This is a genomic window from Okeania sp. (assembly GCF_035285525.1).
GTDB lineage: Bacteria > Cyanobacteriota > Cyanobacteriia > Cyanobacteriales > Microcoleaceae > Trichodesmium.
Genome location: NZ_JAYKGW010000258.1, coordinates 12,474 through 36,095, shown reverse-complemented (window position 1 = coordinate 36,095; position 23,622 = coordinate 12,474). Strand labels below are relative to the sequence as shown.

The following is a 23,622-nucleotide window of genomic DNA, read 5'->3' as shown; positions in this document are numbered from 1 at the left end:
AAGTAGGGAGTACGAAGTAGGGAGTACGAAGTAGGGAGTACGAAGTAGGGAGTACGAAGTAGGGAGTACGAAGTAGGGAGTACGAAGTAGGGAGTACGAAGTAGGGAGTACGAAGTAGGGAGTAGGGAGTAGGGAGTAGGGAGGAAGGAAAAATAGATAACTGAGTATTTATATATGTAGGTTGGGTTTCGTCCCTCAACCCAACAAAAGTATTCTCCATAATTTGTGTCATTGATTTGAACAAGAATTACCTAGAGGCACTATATCTAGAGTTCAAAAACTATTGCACAATAGATTATAGTGTTTAAACCGAAAAAAATCCTTAATTCTTGATACAGATACAGCAGATGCTAGTTTAGTTAGTTAAACTCATCGCGGGCAAGATGCCTAGAGTTCTATTATTTTTTCAAAGCAAATTACTTTTTAGAACCCCACAATAGCTTACTATTGCTAAAATTGTTAAAAATTGTAAAAAAAACTAAGGAAGGAACTAAAAAATGCGAGTTGCGATCGCAGGTGCAGGATTAGCAGGAATGGCCACTGCTGTAGAATTGGCCGATGCTGGACATCAAGTGGAAATATTTGAATCTCGGCCTTTTGTGGGAGGGAAGGTAGGTAGTTGGGTAGATGGAGATGGAAACCATGTGGAAATGGGTTTGCACGTTTTCTTTGGCTGTTACTACCAACTTTTTGAGTTAATGAGAAAAGTAGGAGCTATTCAAAATCTCCGTCTGAAGGAACATACTCACAACTTTATTAATAAAGGGGGCAATACGGGTTCTTTGGATTTTCGTTTTCTCACGGGAGCGCCTTTTAATGGATTAAAGGCTTTCTTTACCACATCTCAGTTATCTGTGCAAGATAAATTACAAAATGCCATTGCCTTGGGTACGAGTCCGATAGTTAGAGGATTGGTAGATTTTGATGGGGCAATGAAAACTATTCGAGATTTGGATAAGGTTAGTTTTGGAGATTGGTTCCGTGGGCAAGGTGGGTCTGATGGTAGTATTAAGAGAATGTGGAATCCTATTGCTTATGCTCTAGGGTTTATTGATGCGGATAATATTTCTGCTCGATGTATGTTGACAATATTCCAATTATTTGCTGTTAAAACTGAAGCATCTGTGTTGCGAATGTTGGAAGGTTCTCCTTATGAATATCTCCACAAACCTATTGTTGATTATTTGGAGAAACGGGGTACTAAAATTTTTACCAGACGACAAGTTCGGGAAATTCAATTTTCTGAGAATGATGGAGAAACTCGTGTCAGTGGAATAGTTGTCGCTAATGGGGATACCGCAGAAACTATTACTGCTGATGCTTATGTTTTTGCCTGTGATGTACCAGGTATTCAGCGCATTCTACCAGAAGCTTGGCGAAAATGGCCGGAGTTTGACAATATTTATAAATTGGATGCGGTGCCAGTTGCTACGGTACAGTTAAGATTTGATGGTTGGGTGACAGAGCTACATGACAAAAACCAACGTCAACAGTTAGAGCGTGCTGTTGGTATTGATAATTTGCTTTATACTCCAGATGCTGACTTTTCTTGTTTTGCGGATTTGGCATTAACAAGTCCGGCAGATTATTACCGAAAAGGAGAAGGTTCTTTATTGCAGTTGGTATTGACGCCTGGCGATCCTTTTATTAAGGAAAATAATGAAGCGATCGCTCACCATGTATTAAAGCAAGTCCATGAGTTATTTCCTTCTTCACGGGAATTAAATATGACTTGGTATAGTGTGGTGAAGTTAGCTCAGTCTTTATATCGGGAAGCTCCTGGTATGGATCCATATCGTCCGAATCAGCAGACACCAGTACCTAACTTTTTTCTGGCGGGTAGTTATACTCAACAGGATTATATTGACAGTATGGAAGGGGCAACTATTTCTGGAAAGCAAGCTGCTAAGATAATTTTGGCAAATGTTGAAAATATTTTAGGGAATAGTTAACAATTAATAATTAACAATTAATAATTAATAATTTAATAACTAGACAGTGCAAAGTTCTTGAAGTACATTTATTCAACTCATAGCGGTTTTCACAAGGGTAGACTACAAAAATTATGCCTTCTGTCTTTCAACCAGAAATCTCTGTATTCTATGTTAATGAAAACTGCGATCAAAATGAGATAAGTGTTTTTTTGCTAGAAAAGTATTTCAGACGAAAAAATGTTTCAATCTTAAATTAAATGACTATAAGTATTACTAGCTAAAGCTTTTGGCAACGTTCTAAAAATCAAACACTTTCTCTTGAGAACTTTAATAGCTGTAAATTTTTTCTAGTAAGATTTTTAGTCAAATAAGCAAATTATTTTTTAGAATAACTTTGTATTGTATAGTTAATAATTAATAACTATTAATGTCTAATAAATGAAGTAGTTATGGTTTGCTGAAAAAAGCAGAGTGTGGGAAGGGTGAGAAGATAGAGAAAAAGGCAGGAATAATTGTTTCTTGATTTTTATGACTCGCCTCACCCTAAAACACTAACTTTTTGATTTTTCACTGATTTCTCGGGAATCCTACCATACCCTTACCATCTAAAAGCTGGTACTTTTCGATGTCTAAAAAAGCTATAACCTTGATCTGTAAAGACATTAAAATTTATTCAGCAAGCTCTAGTTAAAAGTTAGGAATAAAGGGGGGTTATTAGAGAAAGTAATCGAAAGAATAGTAAGACCAATATTTCTGTTCAAATCTTAACTAAACTGATAACTTATAGCTGAAAAAGCTGATAACTGATAACTGAAAAAGCTGATAACTAATAACTGATAACTGATAACTGAAATGTCTGATTGGCTAGAACATAGTGTACAAATAGAAGTAGCTGCCCCCATAGATTTAGTATGGAATCTTTGGTCTGATTTAGAAGAAATGCCACAATGGATGAAGTGGATAGAATCTGTTAAAATTCTTGAAGATAATCCAGACTTATCTAGATGGAAATTAGCTACTGGCAATATTGAGTTTAGTTGGCTTTCTAAGATTAATAGAATAGTTACTCATCAAATTATTCAGTGGGAATCTGTGGATGGATTACCTAATCGAGGAGCAATCCGTTTTTATGACCGTCATGGTAGTAGTATTGTAAGGTTAACTGTAGCTTACAAAGTTCCTGGGTGGTTAATTAAAATAATGGATAATTTATTTTTGGGCAGGGTAGTAGAATCTACTTTAATGGCAGATTTGGAAAGATTTCGTGATTATGTTATTGCGTTAGAAAAAAAGGAAAAATAAGCAAATTAATTATTTCCCAAAACATAATTTTTTCTGGTAATTTACCAATCTATATCTCCAGCAAGATTGATAGTCATTTCTTTTCTTTCAGGAGGAACTGCTGTGATACAAGCACAAATAGTTTGACCGTCATCAATTTCTACTTCACAAGCATGACAAGAACCCATTAAACAACCTGTTGGAATTATAATTCCAGCACGTTCAGCTACTTCTAAAAGTGGTTCTCCTACTTCTGCATCAACAGTAATATTATCTGGCAAAAAAATTATTTTCATCTGTTAGTTTGCTCAAGTTAAAAATCAATAAATTAGAAAGTTATAGAGGATTCTTTTTGGTGAGTTACACCTGTCGCGGGCGAGATACCCTAGAGACACTTAATTATGAATATCTGTACTTCATATATCTGGAACTTGCTGATTACATTGAAATAGCAGATTTCCAGAGTTAATTCTATTATTTCAACCATTATTTTCTCACAAATCTGGTTATTAATTAGGGCTTGCTGAATTATTTATCAAAGTGTTTATGGGCATTGCTTTCAGTATTTATAGATACTAAGAAACTACCAGCTTTTAGGTGATTCCAGCTTAAAAATCTACGATTTTGAGCAAAGCTAGGGGTAAAAAATTAAGGGAAGATTCTTCTGGCTACTTCTTCTCTGATTTCCATTCCTCCTGGATTGCAGGATTGCTGGATTCTGGCTCCTCCCCTCCACTAAAAGACTTTTTCAGCAAACCCTAATTAAGGTAATCTTTCAATTTTCCTTTCTAATAATTTAACAACAGCTACGAGCTATTAATATAATAACCGAAATGACCTTTTTGAAACAGAATTATCGTAAACTTTTCAACTAAAACCCAATATCATCCAAAGCTACCTGAGCTGCTTCAAAAAGTTCATTATCAGAAACATACCGCCAATCCGTATCTCCTATTTCCTGATAAAAAGTCTGGTCATAAGCACGGGTTTGAATAACTACAGGCATCGGTACCGCATGACCTAATACTAAAGCTTGTTGTTTAGAATCTAACTTTGCCAAAACAGACCGCAAACTATGACCCCCAGAAACTCCCGTAAAAATAGAATCAATATCTTTATCATCATTTAACAAAGCAGTAACTCTTGTACCAATCTGAGACATAACTTCCGCATCTATTCCCGAAGGTCGTTGGTCTACTACTAATAAAGTTACAAAATATTTCCGCATCTCTCTAGCGATAGTACCAAAAATAGTTGAACGTACAATAGCAGGGTCTAAAAAACGGTGAGCTTCCTCAATAGTTATAACTAATTGTTGAGGGCGATCGCTAGGATTTTTAGAACTTAAAAATTTATCTGCTTTCCGCACATAACTATTATGAATTCTGCGAGTAATCATATTAGCAGCTAACATATAAGAAAGCATATTTGACTGGGAACCAAATTCAATAATAACGTGTTTTCCTGCATCTAAAGATTCTAAAATTTCTCCTATATAATTATTAGTATTTTTAGTCTGCATATATTTCAAATTATCCAGCCGTAAAAGTTTTCTTTGCAACGACATAATCGAACCTTTATGACCTCTTTTTTCATCACAAAATATCTGAATATCTTCATTAGTCATTGCCAATAATTGAGTAATCCAAGACTTACCAAATTCACTTCTAAGAATATTTGCACTATCAATACTTGCCTCAGATAAATTCAACTCCCGTTGCACCAACCCAATATCCTCAACCTCAATTTGATTATAGCTAAGATACAGTTCTCGTGCATCTCGAACACCTCTACGTTTAGTAGATTCTGGGTCAAGAGTCCAAAGTTCTACTCGATCCGGAAATAATTGTCGTAAACCTTTTACCGTACTAACTTGTTTCCCTTCCGCCATAGCTTCCCAACCATATTCAGAGTGCATATCAAAAATTAAATTTACCGCAGCACCCTTCCGAATAATGCCAGATAAAAGGAGACGAGTCAGAAAAGATTTACCAGTTCCCGACTTACCAAAAATGCCATTACTCCGCTCTACAAATCTATCTAAATCTAAACAAACAGGTACATCCATATCAATAGGTTTACCCACAGCAAAATTCCGGCGAGTCGGGTCGTCTTCTCTACCAAAAACTAGACTAAAATCTTTGACACTTGCTTCATAAACTTGGGAAAAATGACTAGGAATAGTTTTGACTGGCATTAATTGAATTTCAGCACTGCTTTGAGCTTCAAAAGATGCTAAATTTTCGATTGATTTTAATTGTTTTTGATTGTCATTATTTTGGTCAAAATTGAAAGAAGCTGATGATGTTTCTGGAGCAATAACTAACATTAACATGGGAGCAAGTTCGATAGTTCCGTAGGTGCTACCTCCAGCTAAAACAGATTGCAAAAAATCATCTGTGGGAAGGGGGGGGTTAATCATTATTCGTTCGCTAGATGTTCCTAATAAAACATCAGTTAACATGCAGAAAAAATGAGTGCGTACTCCTTGTACGACTAAAAATTTACCAACGCGCATATCTTCCACTAATATATCTGGATGGAGTCGTACTTCTAATCCTTGACTGAGGGAACCTTGAATTACTGAGCCTAATGGTCGTTCAAAATCCATATAAATTACTTGATTATTCTGATTTAGGGAGTAGGGAGTGGGGAAAAGTTATCACTTATCGTATGGTCTTCAAACCCAAGGGGGCGGGTCTGGCTAGCTTAACGTGAAGACTCGTTAGCTTACTGATGAGACCCGCCCCTACGGAGATGGTGAAACCTGTCCTTTTTCAGTTATCAGTCATCGTAGGGGTTTGGTCTCTTTTTCACGGAATAGGAAATAGGAAAAAAGTATTTAGGCAAATCTTGAGATGTACCCTAGTTTTCATTATTAATTATTAATTATTAATTATCAAGGTGTCCACTGAGGATTAAAACCATTTAAACCTAATTCTTCTGGTTGTAATTTCCAAGGAGAATCATCTTCCGGTATTTTTGAATCTAAAGGTAACATCCATAAACGATTAATTTTTCTATTTTCTTCCTCTTCCTCTGGGTTAGAAATTGTTACTATTTGGTCGAATAATAAAACTAAACCATCTGGTGATAAATCCAGATTAACTTCCCGTTGGTTTGGCAAAATAATTAACGGTCTTAAAAACTTTCTCTTAATATCAATTGCTGCAATATAAGATTTTTCTTGATATTCTGATCTATCATTTCCTAATTCAGTTAATAAACAATATAAAATAGTTTTAGCCTGGTTAAATTCTGCACTAATAATATCACCAAAAGCAGGAGTCTGTAATACCTCTTCCTCATCACCTTGATTAGTCACAATATATAGCGCTCGCGTACCATCTTGATTATATTTTACCATTGTTGCCAAAGAAGCATCTGGAGAAAAACTCAATACTCTGCCAAACTTTGGTAAAAATATTAAATCTCCTGCATCTGTTTCCGGATTAATTGGTACAATAGAAGTTCCTTCTCCCTGTAGAATTGCTAAGCTCTTGCTATCTGGAGTAATTAAAAAATCTCCACCTTTTTGAATTTTTCCCTCCTTATTTGTTAGTGGTCGTGGCTCTTTTCCTAATTCCAAAACCCACGGACCTCCATCGGAAACATCTTGTCGATTTATTCGTTGAATTATAATTACTTTTCCATCAGGAGATAGGTCAAACTTCAAGTTTTGATAATCTACATTATCTAGAATTTTTTCAATTTTAACTACAGTTTCAGAAGACTTTGATTCCTCTTCTAAAGATTCAGAATTAATCCCAGTTGTCACAGTATATATTTTTTGTTCTAAAAGACTTGGAACTTCATCATACTTTTCAACTGCCGAAAATAAAATCTTTTTTCCCTCTGGAAAAAACTTAAAATCTATTACTTCTAAATTTTTAGGTGTGAGTAATATTGGTAACTGTTCCTTACTCAAATTAATTAATACTAACCTACCCTTTTCTTCACCCTCAAAACCTATATAAACAAATGCGCGATCACGACTTTTAAATGAACCTTGAAAAGGCTGCATTACCTCCCCTTGATCTACTCCATAAAACCTCTCTTTTGCCCCAGATAATTTGACAGTATATTGATTACCATAAGGAGCAGATTCTAAAATAGTATAAGCCATTCTGCGACCTGCCCAACTTATTTTTCCTGGTAAAGATGGTTCAATTGTTAAATTTTTCTCAACCGTAGTATGATTCATCGGTCGATTAAAATTGAGAATAAAAGCTGTATCTTCAGCTCCTATATTTTTATCTTGCCAGCTAAAATCTATAACTTTAGGATTAGTCTTACCTCCACCTACAAATAGTAGGCAAGTTAACACCATTAAACTAATAATTAAAGTAATAGCAACTCGGTCAAGAGGTTGTGGTAATTCCTGTAAAATAATATCTTGAGCTTCGCGAAATAAATGATTAATTTTTTTGCCGAAACTTACCATAAAATTTACCCTTATATTCTACAGATAATAAGTATTTGTATAAAATCAATTTCCTAGTTGAAAGAGGGTGCAGGGGAAGGATAACAGGGAGTCATTTCAGTTATCAGTGAAAAGAATGAATATTTAAAAAATTTTGTTTATGAACTTATAGAGATTCCACTAGAGGTGAGGTATACCCCTCGCGGGCAAGATACCCACACTAGAAACATTTAATTCTGAATATATCAGGACTTACGCAGCCACCCTAGATATAGTGCTTAAAACTATTGCACTGGTAGTTTTTTAAATCTACATATAGTAGCGTAAGTCCTGTATATGTACTTCATTTACCTGGAATTTGCTGTATAAGCATTGAGCATTCAGCTTTTCTTATAACAATACAAAACATACAACCTATTTATAATTGCTATATTTGAAAGCTGACGACTAAAAGCTTACTAAATAATATCAATATTTGATATCATAGCAAACTTTGCTTACTAAGATTATATGTAAAAAAAGTAGCATTTTCTAAAAGCATTTAGTTATTAGCTATCAAGTCTTCGGTACGAAATGCTGCATAAACAGCAAACTTTATCTAAACCTGAAAATGGCTTTAAGCCAATATAACTTTTCAACTCGGCTTTGATAGTAAAATTTAACTTACCTCAACTAATCAAGCTTTTTTCTTAAACTCAAATAAATATATCAATCCCATTTTATTTGTGTCAAAAATATAACTGCTTTTTAGGGAAAAGTTAACAGGTGGGAGGTTCAGTTTTTTTTCTTTACTTTCTTAATTTATCATAACATAAGCACTGATTGCTATATTTGGTTACCAGCCAAAAATTTAATTAGAAAATTATATCATCTTTGCAGTTATTTTAAAGTAGTTAAGTAACTATTTAAGTTTTTTGCAGATGGTCAAATATTCGATTCTCCCAAACTTTTTCAGTACGGAATTTTGTCACAACCAATTTAGGATTGCTCTAGCACACGCTTGATTTTTTAATATAATAGGATGCTTAATAAAATATTAACCAAGAAAAACTTAAATTCCCACATAGATTTACTACTAATCATAAGTTTACTATTAGCAGCAATGCTACTTTTTTTCACTAATTTAGGAACATTAACTTTACGAGACTGGGATGAAGGAATAGTTGCCCAAGTAGCTAGAGAAATTAGTCGAGAAAAATGGAATTGGCTTTATCCTACTATTAACAATACCCCCTATTTGAATAAACCACCATTAATACATTGGTTAATCGCTTTTGCCTATAAAATTGCCGGAGTTAGTGAATTAACTGCCCGTTTATTTCCTGCTTTATTAACAGCATTTTCCGTACCCTTAATTTACTGTATTAGTAGAGAATTATTTCGCCCACGCACTCCAGCAATTTTTACCTCTTTAGTTTATTTAACTTTATTACCCGTAGTGCGACATGGACGTTTAGCAATGTTAGATGGAGCCGTAGTTTGTTTTTTTTTATTAATGATTTGGTCTATATTACGCTCGCGTTATAATCTCCGTTATTCTCTCGCTATTGGCATTAGTTTAGCTTTAATTTCCCTCAGTAAAGGAATTATTTTAGGATTACTTTTAGGAACAATTGTTTTTTTCTTTCTTTTATGGGATACTCCCAGACTATTAACTTGTAAATATTTCTGGAATGGTATTCTACTTGGTATGCTACCAGTTTTTCTATGGTACACAGCTCAATTTTTTCATTACGGAATTGAATTTTTTCATGCTAATCTTTTCCATCAATCTCTAAAACGTATTTGGCAACCTGTAGGTAGTCACGATGGACCTATTTGGTATTATTTATTAGAAATTATTGAGTATAGTTTTCCGTGGCAATTATTTTGGTTGCCAGGATTATATTTAAGTTGGAAAAATCGTAATTTTAGTTGGGGAAAATTAATCTTAGTTTGGAGTGGAATCTATTTATTAGCTATTTCATTAATGAATACTAAACTTCCCTGGTATGTCTTACCTATTTATCCAGTTTTTGCTTTAGCAGTAGGTACTTATTTAACAGAAATTTGGCATCAATTTCCATTAGATTTAGGTTGCTTTTGGTTTTCCACTAATAGACATTTTATAGATAAAAAAAACACCAAATATATTCCCACTATTTATCATCGTTTAATAGTAGCATTATTTGCACTAATATCTTTATTAGCTTGGGTTGCTTGTCTTTACTTTAGTGGTTTTTTTCAGCATGGAGAATCAAACTTAGTCAAACCTAATTTATATTTACAGTTAATCTCTCTCGCTCTTGCCTTAACAATGACAATAGCAACTTTACTCTTAAACCAACAAGACCATAAATTTTTACCAATCTTAATTTGGGGAACTTATGTTTCACTACTAATATTTGTTAGTTCTCCTCATTGGATATGGGAATTAGCAGAAGATTATCCAGTCAAACCAGTCGCAGAAATGATTCAAAAAAATACACCACCTGGTCAGATTATTTATTCTTTTGATAATAGAAACCGCCCCTCTTTAAATTTTTATAGCGATCGCTTAATTCAACGTATTAAACCAGATAAAATTAAAGAGGAATGGCAAAAAACACCTCAACCATATCTGTTAGTTGAAACATTATATATAAATAATATTCCCCTTGAAAATTTTCAAGTTTTGAATACTGTTCAAGGATGGGCATTAGTGACAAAAAAATACAAAGACAAGGAGCAATAATTAATAATTAATAATTAGGGCTTGCTGATTAAACCTAAAAGTATTTACAGACAAAAGTTTTAGCCTTTTTAGGTTGTGAAAAAGTACCAAATTTTGGGTTAACATAGCTATAAAACTGAGTATTTTGGAGTAACGCGAGGCAGAAAAATTAAGGATATATTCTTCTAACTACTTACTCTACAACTCTTATTTATCCTAACTCCTGACTGATGACTTTTCCCCCTTACTAAAATACTTATTCAGCACACCCTAATTAGAGCTTACTGATTAAACCTAAAATTATTTACAGATAAATGTTTCAGCATTTTTATATCTGGAATCTGGAAAAAGTACAATTTTTTTACGGTTAGGTTGGAAAAGTTAGCATCAAATCCTAACTATGGTAAATGAGAGATAGTTTTCATTATTAATTATTAATTATTAATTATCAATAGCCAGACTTGATACGACCACTAACTACTTAATTACTCTCATTTTTCAACAAGTCTTTTTCTGTCACCCACTCTAATACTTCACCAAAAAATATATCCAACTTAAAATTAAACATATTTAAAGTAGCGATCGCTCCCCCAAAAAATATTACACTACCAATCATTGCAACTATTGGTAAATATTGTCTAGTCAAGTCACGACGCAACCTAGCCAAAGGTTTACTTTGCTTTCTGAGCATTTGTCCAATACCTAACTGTTGAAGAGTAAAGGGATCTTTGACATAATGGCCGCTCCAACTTATTACCAAATGGGAATGACAATATGGACAGGTAAATAGCCCATTGAATATTTCTAGGGATTGTGCAATACTATGACGATTGCAAATTGGGCAGGTTACATAATTACTCTTAGATGTAGGAGCGCTCATACTTAATTTTTTTCAATTAACAAAAATTATTATTGGTTAGATGGCTGAAGTTTTTTGATCTGGAAATATATAGCCTATCCTTTATAGTTTAACTCTACCTTCTATTCTATTAGTATTAACTATTCACTAAAATTATCAATTTGCCAGTTTTCCAGATAGCTCAATTGCCTACCACAAGTTAGGTTATATTGCAAAGGAGTAATGGTAATATATTTTTCCCGTATTGCCTGAACATCTGTTGGTAAATTTGCTGCTAAGAGTTGATCGTCAGTTTCTTCTACATCTTCCTGCACTTCTCCAGCTAACCAATAGTAAGTTTTGCCACGGGGATCAACCCGTTTTTCAAATACATCTATGTATCGACGAATGCCTTGACGAGTAATTTTTACTCCTGCTATTTCCTGTTCTTCAACTGCTGGAATATTTACATTTAGTAGCATTAAATTTTCTAAAGGTTGGCTTTCTATTTTCTGCACTAAACTTTGAGCAAACCGAGCAGCAAACTCAAACTCTCTAGAGGTGTAACTGCCAAGACTAAAAGCAATGCCAGGAATATTTTGAACAGCTCCTTCCATCGCTGCCGAGACAGTGCCAGAATATAAGATATCTGTTCCTAAGTTTGGGCCATGATTAATTCCCGCTAATACTAAATCTGGTTGAGTTTCCAATAAGCCAAATAGAGCTAGTTTTACACAGTCAGCAGGAGTACCAGAACAAGCCCAGGCTATTATACTATCATCAAAAATTGATTTAACAATTTCAGCCCGGATAGGTTGATGTAATGTTAAACCATGACCTGTAGCTGAACGTTCTTTGTCAGGACAAACAACAACAACTTCATGGCCTACAGCAGCTAAACTATTAGCTAAACTCCGGATACCTTCCGCAAAAATGCCATCGTCGTTACTAACCAATATTTTCATTTTTTTAGGTAATAGGGAACAGGGAACTTAGAAACCCGGTTTCACTCACTTAGAAACCGAGTTTCTGGGGAGGGTTTCTGGGGAGGGTTTCTGGGGAGGGTTTCCCGGCAGCTGGGAAAAGACAGAGATTATCTTTTCTTATTTATAAAATGCTTGGCTTCTACTGTTTCTTATGATAAATAATTATCATTGAAACTTGCCCAAAAATAAAATTATTGTAAATATTATTCAATTATTATGCAGATAAGTGATATAGAAACCCAATTACAAGAATTACGCCAAACAGCAACAGAAGCGATCGCCATCGCAGAAAGCCTAGAAAAATTAGAAGATTTACGGATTAATTATCTAGGCAAAAAAGGTCAAGTGTCTAAAATACTCGGTGCAATGGGTAAACTTAGCCCTGAAGAACGACCAAAAGTAGGAGCGATCGCCAACGAAGTTAAACAAGCCATCCAAGCTAACCTAGACGAAAAACGTAGTAATTTACAAGCAGCAGAAATTGTCGCTAAACTTCAAGCTGAAACCTTAGATGTTAGTATGCCAGGGGTACACCGTCCCCAAGGAAAAATTCATCCCCTAAATGGCTTGATAGATCGTGCCCTTGACATTTTCGTTGGTTTAGGGTATACAACCTGTACTGGTCCAGAAATGGAAAGTGACTATTACAACTTTGAAGCCCTAAATACTCCACCAGACCACCCTGCTAGAGATATGCAGGATACTTTCTACTTACCAGACGGAAACTTAATGCGGACTCACACTTCTTCAGTCCAGATTCGTTACATGGAAAAAAATGAACCACCTATCCGAATTGTTGCACCTGGTCGTGTTTATCGTCGAGATACAGTAGACGCAACTCATGCAGCAGTGTTCCATCAAATTGAATTATTGGCAGTAGATAAAGGGTTAAGATTTTCTGACCTGAAAGGAACTATTAAAGAATTTCTGCGACAAATGTTTGGAGATTTACCTATTCGTTTCCGTGCTAGTTATTTTCCATTTACCGAACCTTCAGCAGAAGTAGATTTAGAATGGAATGGCAAATGGTTAGAAGTATTAGGTTGTGGAATGGTAGACCCAAATGTTTTGCAAGCTGTGGGTTATGATCCAGAAAAGTATACAGGTTTTGCTGCAGGTTTTGGAGTAGAAAGATTTGCTATGGTGTTACACCAAATTGATGATATTCGGCGAGTTTATGCTAGTGACTTACGCTTTTTACAGCAGTTTTAACTAGCCTTATTTATTTGAAGAAATAAAGGTAAGGATTCAGCAGTCAGCTATTAGCTATTAGCTTTATTACCTTTGAAATAAGCTCGTCTTTCTTCTGGTTCAATTCTATGGTTAAAAAGTTAGTATAAATTAAACGAATAGTTACTTCATTCGTTAAAAAGCTGAGAGCTGACGGCTAATAGCTGAATGTTTATATGTTATTAAGCCAGAGTTTAATACTACTACAAAATTTTAAAATTTACTTCTATATCTATTCAATAGAAGTTTTATTTTTAATAGCTGAAAGCTAAGAGTTGAATGCTTACCAATGGCTAATTAATAATTAATCTATTTTTGGGAAATTCTATCCTTAATTTAGGAGAAAAAATAAATCAGATTCCCCCACTTGCCTCAATGCTCTAGGTTTTAACCAGAGGCAATTATCCATTAATAATGAAGAGTCAATACTTGATTATTTCTCCCTTTTTTTCAACATTTACATTTACTGAAAAATCAAGTCATAAAGGTTCTTCATTCACGGAGAAAAAAGAAAAAAATTTGGGGCTAATCTTCTTCTTTGTAAGAATAGGTAACTTTTAATTGTTAATTATTTACCCTTTCTTTCTTCTTTCTTCTTCATTCTTCCTTCAAAATTTACATTTACTGAAAAATCAAGTCATAAAGGTTCTTCATTCACGGAGAAAAAAAGAAAAAAATCTTTTGGCTAATTTTATTCTTTGTAAAAATAGGTAATTTTAGTTATCAGTTATCAGTTAACCTTTGACTAAAGTCGGAGGCTTTAAATACTGAGTTAAAATTTTTTCATCCCCTTAAAAAGGGAGGCTTTAGACCTCATTTTTTAGTAATTTTTAATTGTTAATTATCTACCCCTTCCTTCTTCCTTCCTTCTTCCTTCTTGCTTAATTATGCGTCAATCACTGGCATTGTTAATATTAATGTTAATGATAGTTGGTAATATTACTAAAAAAGCTATTACCAGTATCCAAACTTCCCAGGTATCTGAAGAAACTACTCAAATATCTCCAGAAGTTATTGAAGTATCTCAAGAAGCTGCTAGTTTATGTCGTTTAGTCAATAACAAACAAGGTTTAACTGTTCAGAAAAGACCAACCCCTAATTCTCCTAAAGTTGGCAGTTTAAATCCTAATCAACAAGTAAAATTAATTCCAGGTTATCTAAATATTAGAGGTCCCGCAGGTCGAACCTGGGTGGAAATAAATTTTCCTATTGCGGGGTTTGTTTCTATTGGTTTTCCTGGCAATGAAATTAACTTAATAGAATGTTCTGAAGTGGCAGAAAATCATTCAGGAGAAACATCCATTCAAGAAGAAAATACAGAAAAATATTCTGGTCAAAATCCCCCTATCAATAATGTACCGACACAAACATCTCCAACTTCTGATTATACATTAAAAACAGATGAAAGTTTATGCCGTGAAATTGATAGTAAAAAAGCACCACGAGGTTTAGCAGTAAGGGAGGATGCTACCAGACTTTCCAAGTATAAAGGAAAAGTACCTGTTAATAGTCAGCTTACTTTAGTAGAAAATTATCAACTAATTCCTGATCAAAATGGTGAAAGACGTAAATGGGTAAAAATTAGTTATCCTTTGCAAGGATTTGTGTCTGCTGGTAATTTGGTTGAATGTGATTAATTGTATATAGTAATCCTTTTTTTATTTGTGTATAAAAATATTATTGGTTTTCGGTATGGAGCCAATAAGCAATGGGCAATAGGTAATATTTTCGGAATTTATTTATAGTTTTTGAATTGTTGCAACCTATTTTAGGATGGCTATCTTTGTATATTTCAAGTCAAAAAAAATGGTGATGGCTTATTTACCAAACATAAATAAAAATCCAAATAACTCCATCAAATAAAATTAAACTTTCAGCTTTTCCACTCAATAGTTTAGTTGATTTTTTTTGACATAGAATGTATAGCAATCTTATTGCTTTTGGGTATGGAGGCAATAAGTAATCAGCAATAGGTAATATTTTCCGAATTTATTTCCAGTTTTTGAATTGTTACAACCTAATTTTAGGATTGCTATTTCTTTAATTATTAATTATTAATTATCCATACTCTTATTTCTGATAAACTTTTCAATAAATTTAGTTAACCTTATTAAAATCTGTGAAATACTTTTTCTTATCAGAGGGATGGGCAATAGGTCAAATATGGACAGTAGGTGGTTTGTGGAATGAAACTGCCTGGAGACGAACGCCAGATATAAAAAAAATGTCAATCTGTTTATGGGATAAAAACGAACAAATGTGGCTTCATCAAGTCGAAGATGCAGTATTAATGATAGAGATTTATCCTACTATTGAAGTTAAACAGTCTGCACCTAATCAAAATATTGGCAATGTTGTCTTAACTCGCTTAATTAATGCTGAAAAAGTCTTGGAATATCTTTCCAGTACCTCAGCTATTTGTCAAACTAACCAAGAAATTTAATCCAGCAGTCAAAAGTATAATTTCAAAAAAGTAAAAATCAATAAAATGTTAGAAGTTAATCATAGCAGAATAAGGTTTAGATAATACCAATTCTCATAAACCATAAGTAAGCATTTCCTGCGGAATGCTGCGCAAACAGCCCTCAGCCATCACCTATCAGCTATTGCTTTTAGTGAGCGATCAAAGCAATATTTAATTGAGAAACGAAAAATTTTACTATAAAAGTCAGCTCTAAAGTCTATATTCACTTAAAACCTATCCTTAAACATGATAGAGTCTTATTGCTGATAGCTGAGGGCTATAGACTCATTTACTTTCCTTACCAAAAAAAAGAGGTATAAAGCCCCCCTTGTTCGGGGATGAAAAAATTTTAACTCAGTATTTCAAGCCTCCGAGTTTAGTCGGAGGTTCACTCTCTACTGATAACTAATAACGAATAACTGATAACTGAAATAACTTGCTATTAACATTAAAACTCTATACAATTCTTGAAATAGTTTTAATTTTTATGCCTTCATTTGGTATATTTGGCCACTTTGTCCGAAATAATCTCGAAGATTATACCAATGACAGGACAAATTGCCAAGTCGGCATAACAAGCAAAAGAAAAAAACTTTCACAATACTTATTACTAAGAGGAGGAGCGTAGTCAATGGGACTACCTTGGTATCGTGTACATACAGTTGTTCTGAACGATCCAGGACGACTAATATCCGTGCATTTAATGCACACTGCTCTAGTAGCAGGTTGGGCAGGCTCAATGGCCCTTTATGAACTAGCAGTTTTTGATCCTAGCGATCCAGTCCTCAACCCAATGTGGCGCCAAGGAATGTTCGTTATGCCATTCATGGCCCGTTTAGGCGTTACCCAATCTTGGGGTGGCTGGAGTGTTACAGGAGAAGTAGCTTCCAACGTTGGTTTCTGGTCTTTTGAAGGTGTAGCAGCAGCTCACATCGTTCTTTCTGGTTTATTATTCCTAGCTGCTGTATGGCACTGGGTTTTCTGGGACTTAGATTTATTCTTTGACGAACGTACAGGAGACCCTGCTTTAGACCTACCAAAAATGTTTGGTATTCACCTATTCTTATCTGGTTTACTTTGCTTTGGTTTTGGGGCTTTCCATTTGACCGGAGTATTTGGTCCGGGAATGTGGGTATCAGATCCTTATGGACTAACGGGTTCGATCCAACCAGTAGCACCATCGTGGGGACCAGAAGGTTTTAACCCATTTAATGCGGGTGGAATCGTAGCTCACCATATTGCTGCTGGTATTGTCGGAATTATTGCTGGTTTATTCCACCTATCAGTAAGACCTCCAGAACGTCTCTACAGAGCTTTACGGATGGGTAATATTGAAACAGTTCTCTCTAGCAGTATCGCAGCAGTTTTCTTTGCAGCTTTTGTGGTAGCTGGCACAATGTGGTATGGCAGTGCTGCTACTCCCATCGAACTTTTTGGCCCAACTCGTTATCAGTGGGATAGTGGTTACTTCCAACAAGAAATTGAGCGTCGTGTTCAAGCTCAGGTAGCAGCAGGGAAAACTGATTCTGAAGCTTGGTTGACTATCCCTGAAAAATTAGCTTTTTATGACTACGTTGGTAATAGTCCCGCTAAAGGTGGTCTATTCCGGGTTGGTCCAATGAACAATGGTGATGGTCTAGCAGAAGGTTGGCTTGGACATCCTGTATTTACAGATAAAGATGGTGAGGAATTATTTGTACGCCGCTTACCTAACTTCTTTGAAACTTTCCCAGTAGTTTTGACTAATGCTGAAGGTGTAGTTAAGGCAGATATTCCTTTCCGTCGTTCAGAATCAAAATATAGTTTTGAAGCTCAGGGTGTAACTGTTAGTTTCTTCGGTGGTGAACTTGATGGTCAAACATTTACTAACTCTATAGATGTTAAGAAGTATGCTCGTAAAGCTCAAGGTGGCCAACCTTTTGATTTTGACCAAGAAACTCTAGGTTCTGACGGTGTATTCCGGACTAGCACTCGCGGTTGGTTTACTTATGGTCACGCTTGTTTCGCTCTTCTATTCTTCTTTGGTCATATTTGGCACGGATGCCGGACTTTGTTCCGCGATGTATTTGCAGGTATTGACCCAGATCTAGAAGAACAAGTAGAATTTGGTTTATTCCAGAAAGTGGGTGACTTGAGTACCCGTAGGGAATAAATTTAACAAAACAGGTACTAAAATTTGGCCAAAACAGCTATCTTGGTATCTTAAGAAATATTAAAATTTGATAAAAGTCCAACGATTACTTTGAAAAAAGTTACAAAGTATTTTCGTTGGACTTTTATTTACAATGAACTGGTAAACTGATAGAGAACTGGATTGTCAGGAAATTATTTATATGGAAAGTACAGCATATATATTGGTATTGGCTTTGTCTTTAGGTGTAATATTTTTCGCGATCGCCTTCCGCGATCCACCTAGGATTGGAAAATAATCATTTTTGATGAACTTCCTATCTCAAAAATTACCTTGTTGATAAGTTGTGAGTGCTGAGTTCTTAATCCAGCACTCATAACCTAATAATTAATCACAAGTAACCATTTCCCTGGATTAGACAAAATTATTTATTTATGTATAAAAAATATAAAGTATGCTATGTCCAATTTGTCAACACACAAATAGTCGTGTTTTAGAGTCCCGTTCCGCTGAATCTGGTAAAAGTATTCGACGTCGGCGAGAATGTATGAACTGTCAACATCGTTTCACGACTTATGAAAGAATTGAGTTTGTAACAGTAACAGTAATTAAAAGGGATAATCAAAAAGAGTCTTTCGACAAATCGAAATTGCTTCGAGGTATTATCCGTTCCTGTGAAAAGACTGGTATCGAAGTTAGTCAGCTTGAAGCTATTGTGAATGAAATAGAGATTGAATTACAAGGTAGATCTCAGAGAGAAATTACCAGTGCCGAAATTGGTGAAATTGTTCTGAGTAAATTAAGTGGTATTAGTGAAGTAGCCTATATTCGATTCGCCTCTGTTTATCGTAAATTTCAAGGTATTCGGGATTTCGTAGATACTTTAAACGATCTACAAAATCAAAAAGATAATTTAGAGTTTCCCAAGACTTGGCCAGAAAGTTCGGACATTTCTCTACAAGAAGATACTCCTGATTGTGAAACACCAGTTTCTTGTACAACTTAGTATTAAATTTGACAAGAGAAAGTCAAGCCTAAATATTATAACAAATTAAAAAACTCTGGGTATGGTAAAATAAAGTGTTTTGAATCATAATAAGAGATTAGGAACTTGGCTTGACTCGGTGAAATTTCTATTTTACCGAATGATATATAGACCTTGCTAGACTAACCACAAATCTAATTAAAGCGCTCAAGTAGCTTACATGGTTAGTCCAGCCCACTTTTTTTAAGTAAACGTCCTGATCGGTCATAACACCTTGGGATGCGCAGCTAGTCCTGAGCTTCTGTGGTTCGGCATTAAACAGGTAAAGAGATTTGAAAAGCCAGTGTGTCGATCTGAAAAAGCTAAAATAACTGGGCGAGGCCAACTTTACGCATTTTCTACAGAATGGATGCAACAATGTCCCAATTTTTGTATGACCTTATGTTTTGAGGTCAATTAATTAATTGACCTCAAGAATATTTGATTTCTGTAGGAATAGAGACAATTACTCCTTTTAAGCACATTTTTTCTATCTAAGAGTACATAAACATTCTAGGTAAGTTGTAAGTCCAGCTCCAAATTAGAGTCAAAAAAATGAAGTAAATACTAAAGCCTTGACTGATTAAGGAGTATTAACTACAGTAATTCTAACGGCTGGGAAATAAATTGTTGCTTACCTAAATTATACAAAAAAATAGGTTTTTCTCAGAAATCATAGTTTTTTGGAAAGTTTTGTCTCACATCTTCTTCTCGCATGTAACTTAATAAAGTATAAGTAGAGAAATGCGGTTGGCCTGATAGTTAATTCCTGTCTGTGGAGGTCTTGCTGTTGCCTGTAAGCTAGAATCATTAATAATTACCTCTGGTTGAAACCGAGAGTATTAAACCAAGTGCAGAAATATTATTCTATTGATAATAGGTAATGAAAACTATCTCTAATTGTCAATTATCAATTATCCATTGCTAAAAATGTCGCTAATTATGACGTTTGATATCAGTAGTTTTATGAATTAGGAAAACTATCAAGACAAGTAAAAAAACATTAAGGAGAGAAATCCCAAGAAAATACACGCATGATAAATTTGAAAACACCAACCAAAGAAATAGGCTTTACTCACGAAGATTTTGCAGCTTTACTAGATAAATATGACTATCACTTTAGTCCTGGAGATATTGTAGCAGGAACTGTATTTAGTTTAGAACCAAGGGGAGCATTAATTGACATTGGAGCTAAAACTGCTGCTTATATTCCTATCCAAGAAATGTCAATTAATAGGGTAGAAAATCCAGAAGAAGTTCTACAATCTAATGAAACGAGAGAATTTTTTATCCTCACAGATGAAAATGAAGATGGACAATTAACTTTGTCCATTAGACGGATAGAATATATGCGGGCCTGGGAAAGAGTCCGACAGTTACAAGCAGAAGATGCAACTGTACGTTCCCAAGTATTTGCGACGAACCGTGGTGGTGCCCTAGTTAGGATAGAAGGGTTGCGTGGATTTATTCCTGGTTCACATATTAGTACGCGCAAACCAAAAGAAGATTTACTCAACGAAGAATTACCTCTAAAATTTCTAGAAGTAGATGAAGAGCGTAATCGTCTAGTTTTAAGTCATCGTCGTGCTTTGGTTGAGCGGAAGATGAACCGTCTAGAGGTAGGGGAAGTAGTGATAGGTGCTGTTCGTGGTATTAAGCCTTATGGAGCTTTTATAGATATTGGTGGTGTAAGTGGTTTACTACACATATCAGAAATTTCCCACGACCATATCGAAACTCCTAGTGCTGTACTAAAGGTCAATGATGAATTGAAAGTTATGATCATTGATCTAGATGCTGACAGAGGCCGTATATCTTTGTCAACTAAACAATTAGAACCCGAACCAGGGGCGATGGTGAAAAATCCACAATTGGTATATGATCAGGCAGAGGAAATGGCAGCTAAGTTTAGGGAAAAAATGATGGCTGCCCAGCGAGGAGAGACTATAGAAGAAACACCAGTAGAAGCAGCTGAAGTTGAGGCCACAGCAGAGACAGTAGAAGCGCCAGAAGTTGAGGCCACAACTGAAACAGCAGAAGCACCAGAAGTTGAGGCCACAGCAGAAACAGTAGAAGCGCCGGAAGAGACAGAAACTGTAGTTAAACAAGAAGAGGATACTACAGCAGAAATAGCTACGGTAGGTACAGATACATCAGTACCTCCTGCTGATAATTAATAACTAAAATTATGGTGCAGATAAATAGGGTTAATTGTTCGTGATTGATTTGCTAAAGTTGATTTACATAAGTTCACATAAATTGAGTGAATCAATTTATACAAATTGTGTTAAGATGCAGTCAACAGAAAAGTTGGTGGTGTGAAACCAGGCCACTAAGTAACCGTTATACTGATAAGTTGCCTCTAGCATGGTCAAGTAATTTCAATTTCTGCGAAGGCTAATAACCAAGGCGACATAAGTGTTGAAAGCGTCTACAGGTTTTTTTGTAGACTTTGGGAGATACCCCCTCAGTAATTAGATTACTGTGCATTGTTAGCTTTTGTTAGCAATGCAGAGTATCGGAATGAGCAGTTAGAACAGTTAGTTGGTAAAGATGATAACAGGAATTACGCATTAACTCTACTGGTAGTGGACTATTTCATCTAAAACTGTGCATTAGGAAGGCAGGGTAGGGGCAGGTTTGAGCCTAGGGACGTTTGGCTACGCGACATGAAACGCATTTTTGTTATGCAATGTCGGTACAACGAGTGTTCGCAGATGATTAGCGAACCCCCCTAATGATATAGCCAACTGTCCTAGGGGGCGGGTTTATAGAAATCTTGGAGTAACCATGAAAATTCTGGCTCAAACCCGCCCCTACGCTTGGCACTATTTTAGGTGAAACAATCCAGTAGGGTGTGGAGCGCGAAGCGTAACGCACCCTACTGCTATATATAAATAAAGTTGTTGCGTAATTCCTAGATAAATCAACAATGACTAGGACTGGTATTTATTCCCTATATTCTGCTTTTGATTAATGAACTATACATAAATATAAATAAAAAAATATATCTATTTACTCTATACAAAAACACAAAACTATGGTAGATATTAACTGCCGAGGTGTAATCTTTAAAGATATTCAAGCAATTATTTTTGATAAAGATGGTACTCTAGAAGACTCTCAAGAAGATTTAAGAAATTTGGGGCAAAAGTGCTCTCGCCTTATTGATGCTAAAATCCCTGGAATAGGGGAACCTTTATTAATGGCTTTCGGGATTGATGGCAATAATATTAATCCTACAGGATTAATGGCGGTTGGGAGTAGACGAGAAAATGAAATTGCAGCAGCAGCTTACGTTGCTGAAACTGGACGGGGTTGGTTAGAATCTTTGAATATTGTCCAAGAGGCTTTTGCAGAAGCTGACCAAATATTGTTACAGTCTAACCCAGGTTCTCTGTTTGAAGGTAGTCTAGAAGTTTTAAAGTATCTCTCACAAGCAAGTATAAAATTGGGTATATTGTCTGCGGATAGTACAATAGCAGTACAAGATTTCGTTAAATATTATCAACTCAACGATTATATCCAACTAGAAATGGGGGTTGATAATGGTTGGAGTAAACCACAACCAGAACTATTTTTACAAGCTTGCCAGAAATTAGGGGTTAAACCAGTTAGGACATTAATGGTGGGAGATTCTCCTGTAGATATAGAAATGGGAAGAAAAGCAGGAGCAGCAGGTTGTATCGGTATTTGTTGGGGAAAACCAGAAGCTAAACATTTACAGTCAGCAGATGTGGCGATCGCTCAGTTAGAAGAAATTAAAATAATATGACGAACTAGGGCTGGCTGATTAAATATTAAAGCATTTTTATAGATAAAGGTTTGAGAATTTAAGAAGCGAAAAAAGTACCATATTTTCAGCTTATGAAGCGAAAAAAAGTTAGTGTTATGGTAAGTAGGGGCAGAAAAGTCAAGAGATAATTTGTCCGAGTCCCTCCTCTGCAACTTCACTCACTATTTCTTTGGAATTTTAACTAGGGGTTGCTGAATAAAGATGAAAGCATTTATGACAAAGGTTTTAATAACTTGTTTATTGGAAAAAAGTACCAGCTTTAAGCTCAAAAATGTTAAAAAAGTTAGGACACAAGGCTCAGTAGGACAGAAAAATTAAGAGACAATTCTTTTGTAGGGACGTTGCATAAAAAAATGCTTGATCCTGACGGACTGCTCAAGGGCGGAAAAAGTCCCTACTCCTCTATAACTCCTATTCCTCCTAAATCCCATCCACGGTCGGGGTTAGGGGTGGGTTTGGGTTGACTCCCTAATCCCTAATCCCTACTCCCTACCTTATCTAAAATCTGCTGTATTTGTTAATTTCCATACAATCTTTGGTATAATCAATCAAGCTATTAACTCAGGGTGAAGTAAAAAAATAATTGAGAATCTTCTGCTTCTGGTCAAAATAATTGATTGACCAGAAAAAATAACGTCAGAAAAGACAGTTTTCACTTATAAAGTTGTATATGCCCCACAATATTTCTCATATAGAGGGAATAGCATAAAAGGGACAGTAGCTTACTTCCAACTGAGTTTTCTGTTAGGTATTTTACTTAATTTGATGACACAGAAAGTAGAAAGTAGAAAATAAAGTAGTTATTCTGGTAAAGATATTATCC

16 protein-coding genes and 1 pseudogene are annotated in these 23,622 nt (G+C 35.2%); 12 read left to right on the top strand and 5 right to left on the bottom strand.

Annotated elements, in window-relative coordinates:
• Nucleotides 1–497 precede the first annotated feature (497 nt).
• Nucleotides 498–1,952 (top strand): 9,9'-di-cis-zeta-carotene desaturase, encoded by a 1,455-nt coding sequence (gene zds / locus VKJ25_RS24320; protein ID WP_324239229.1) that lies wholly within the window; start codon nt 498–500, stop codon nt 1,950–1,952.
• An 834-nt stretch (nt 1,953–2,786) separates the two neighbouring features.
• Nucleotides 2,787–3,236 (top strand): SRPBCC family protein, encoded by a 450-nt coding sequence (locus VKJ25_RS24315; RefSeq protein WP_324239228.1) that lies wholly within the window; start codon nt 2,787–2,789, stop codon nt 3,234–3,236.
• 41 nt (nt 3,237–3,277) lie between these two features.
• On the opposite strand, the gene VKJ25_RS24310 is transcribed toward VKJ25_RS24315, so the two are convergent.
• The 3 genes from VKJ25_RS24310 to VKJ25_RS24300 all read right to left on the bottom strand — a co-directional run bounded on the left by VKJ25_RS24310 (nt 3,278) and on the right by VKJ25_RS24300 (nt 7,659).
• Nucleotides 3,278–3,511 carry a 2Fe-2S iron-sulfur cluster-binding protein gene (locus VKJ25_RS24310; RefSeq protein ID WP_324239227.1) on the bottom strand — a complete coding sequence of 78 codons (234 nt, stop codon included), beginning with the start codon at nt 3,509–3,511 and terminating at the stop codon, nt 3,278–3,280.
• Nucleotides 3,512–4,086: 575 nt separating this feature from the next.
• Nucleotides 4,087–5,826 carry an ATP-binding protein gene (locus VKJ25_RS24305; RefSeq protein ID WP_324239226.1) on the bottom strand — a complete coding sequence of 580 codons (1,740 nt, stop codon included), beginning with the start codon at nt 5,824–5,826 and terminating at the stop codon, nt 4,087–4,089.
• A 288-nt stretch (nt 5,827–6,114) separates the two neighbouring features.
• Entirely contained in the window at nt 6,115–7,659 is a 1,545-nt protein-coding gene (locus VKJ25_RS24300) for a hypothetical protein (RefSeq protein ID WP_324239225.1), read from the bottom strand.
• An 808-nt stretch (nt 7,660–8,467) separates the two neighbouring features.
• On the opposite strand from VKJ25_RS24300, the pseudogene VKJ25_RS24295 reads away from it, so the two are divergent.
• Together VKJ25_RS24295 and VKJ25_RS24290 are read left to right on the top strand one after the other, a co-directional pair.
• Nucleotides 8,468–8,620, top strand: a pseudogene (locus tag VKJ25_RS24295) (IS630 family transposase); the annotation flags it as partial.
• A gap of 39 nt (nt 8,621–8,659) precedes the next feature.
• Complete coding sequence (locus VKJ25_RS24290) at nt 8,660–10,351, top strand: ArnT family glycosyltransferase (RefSeq protein WP_324239224.1); 1,692 nt, start codon at nt 8,660–8,662, stop codon at nt 10,349–10,351.
• A gap of 460 nt (nt 10,352–10,811) precedes the next feature.
• Here VKJ25_RS24290 and VKJ25_RS24285 read toward each other — a convergent pair whose 3' ends face one another.
• Together VKJ25_RS24285 and surE are read right to left on the bottom strand one after the other, a co-directional pair.
• On the bottom strand, nt 10,812–11,021 hold the full coding sequence (locus VKJ25_RS24285) for a hypothetical protein (protein WP_324239223.1): 210 nt from the start codon (nt 11,019–11,021) through the stop codon (nt 10,812–10,814).
• 308 nt (nt 11,022–11,329) lie between these two features.
• Nucleotides 11,330–12,133, bottom strand: a complete 804-nt coding sequence (gene surE / locus VKJ25_RS24280; RefSeq protein ID WP_324239222.1) for a 5'/3'-nucleotidase SurE — start codon at nt 12,131–12,133, stop codon at nt 11,330–11,332.
• A gap of 237 nt (nt 12,134–12,370) precedes the next feature.
• On the opposite strand from surE, the gene pheS reads away from it, so the two are divergent.
• The 8 genes from pheS (at nt 12,371) to VKJ25_RS24240 (ending at nt 22,778) form a co-directional block, all read left to right on the top strand.
• Nucleotides 12,371–13,366: a phenylalanine--tRNA ligase subunit alpha gene (gene pheS, locus VKJ25_RS24275; RefSeq protein ID WP_375340374.1), complete on the top strand. Its 996-nt coding sequence runs from the start codon at nt 12,371–12,373 to the stop codon at nt 13,364–13,366.
• Nucleotides 13,367–14,271: 905 nt separating this feature from the next.
• Nucleotides 14,272–15,021: a hypothetical protein gene (locus VKJ25_RS24270; RefSeq protein WP_324239221.1), complete on the top strand. Its 750-nt coding sequence runs from the start codon at nt 14,272–14,274 to the stop codon at nt 15,019–15,021.
• Between the two features lie 482 nt (nt 15,022–15,503).
• Nucleotides 15,504–15,827, top strand: coding sequence for a hypothetical protein (locus VKJ25_RS24265; RefSeq protein WP_324239220.1), 324 nt, complete (start codon nt 15,504–15,506; stop codon nt 15,825–15,827).
• A gap of 652 nt (nt 15,828–16,479) precedes the next feature.
• Nucleotides 16,480–18,000, top strand: a complete 1,521-nt coding sequence (gene psbB, locus VKJ25_RS24260) for a photosystem II chlorophyll-binding protein CP47 (RefSeq protein ID WP_324239219.1) — start codon at nt 16,480–16,482, stop codon at nt 17,998–18,000.
• 181 nt (nt 18,001–18,181) lie between these two features.
• Nucleotides 18,182–18,277 carry a photosystem II reaction center protein T gene (locus tag VKJ25_RS24255; RefSeq protein ID WP_324239218.1) on the top strand — a complete coding sequence of 32 codons (96 nt, stop codon included), beginning with the start codon at nt 18,182–18,184 and terminating at the stop codon, nt 18,275–18,277.
• A 156-nt stretch (nt 18,278–18,433) separates the two neighbouring features.
• On the top strand, nt 18,434–18,985 hold the full coding sequence (gene nrdR, locus VKJ25_RS24250) for a transcriptional regulator NrdR (RefSeq protein ID WP_324239217.1): 552 nt from the start codon (nt 18,434–18,436) through the stop codon (nt 18,983–18,985).
• Nucleotides 18,986–20,037: 1,052 nt separating this feature from the next.
• Nucleotides 20,038–21,180, top strand: coding sequence for a 30S ribosomal protein S1 (locus tag VKJ25_RS24245; RefSeq protein ID WP_324239216.1), 1,143 nt, complete (start codon nt 20,038–20,040; stop codon nt 21,178–21,180).
• Between the two features lie 863 nt (nt 21,181–22,043).
• Entirely contained in the window at nt 22,044–22,778 is a 735-nt protein-coding gene (locus VKJ25_RS24240; protein ID WP_324239215.1) for an HAD family hydrolase, read from the top strand.
• The last annotated feature ends 844 nt before the right edge of the window (nt 22,779–23,622 follow it).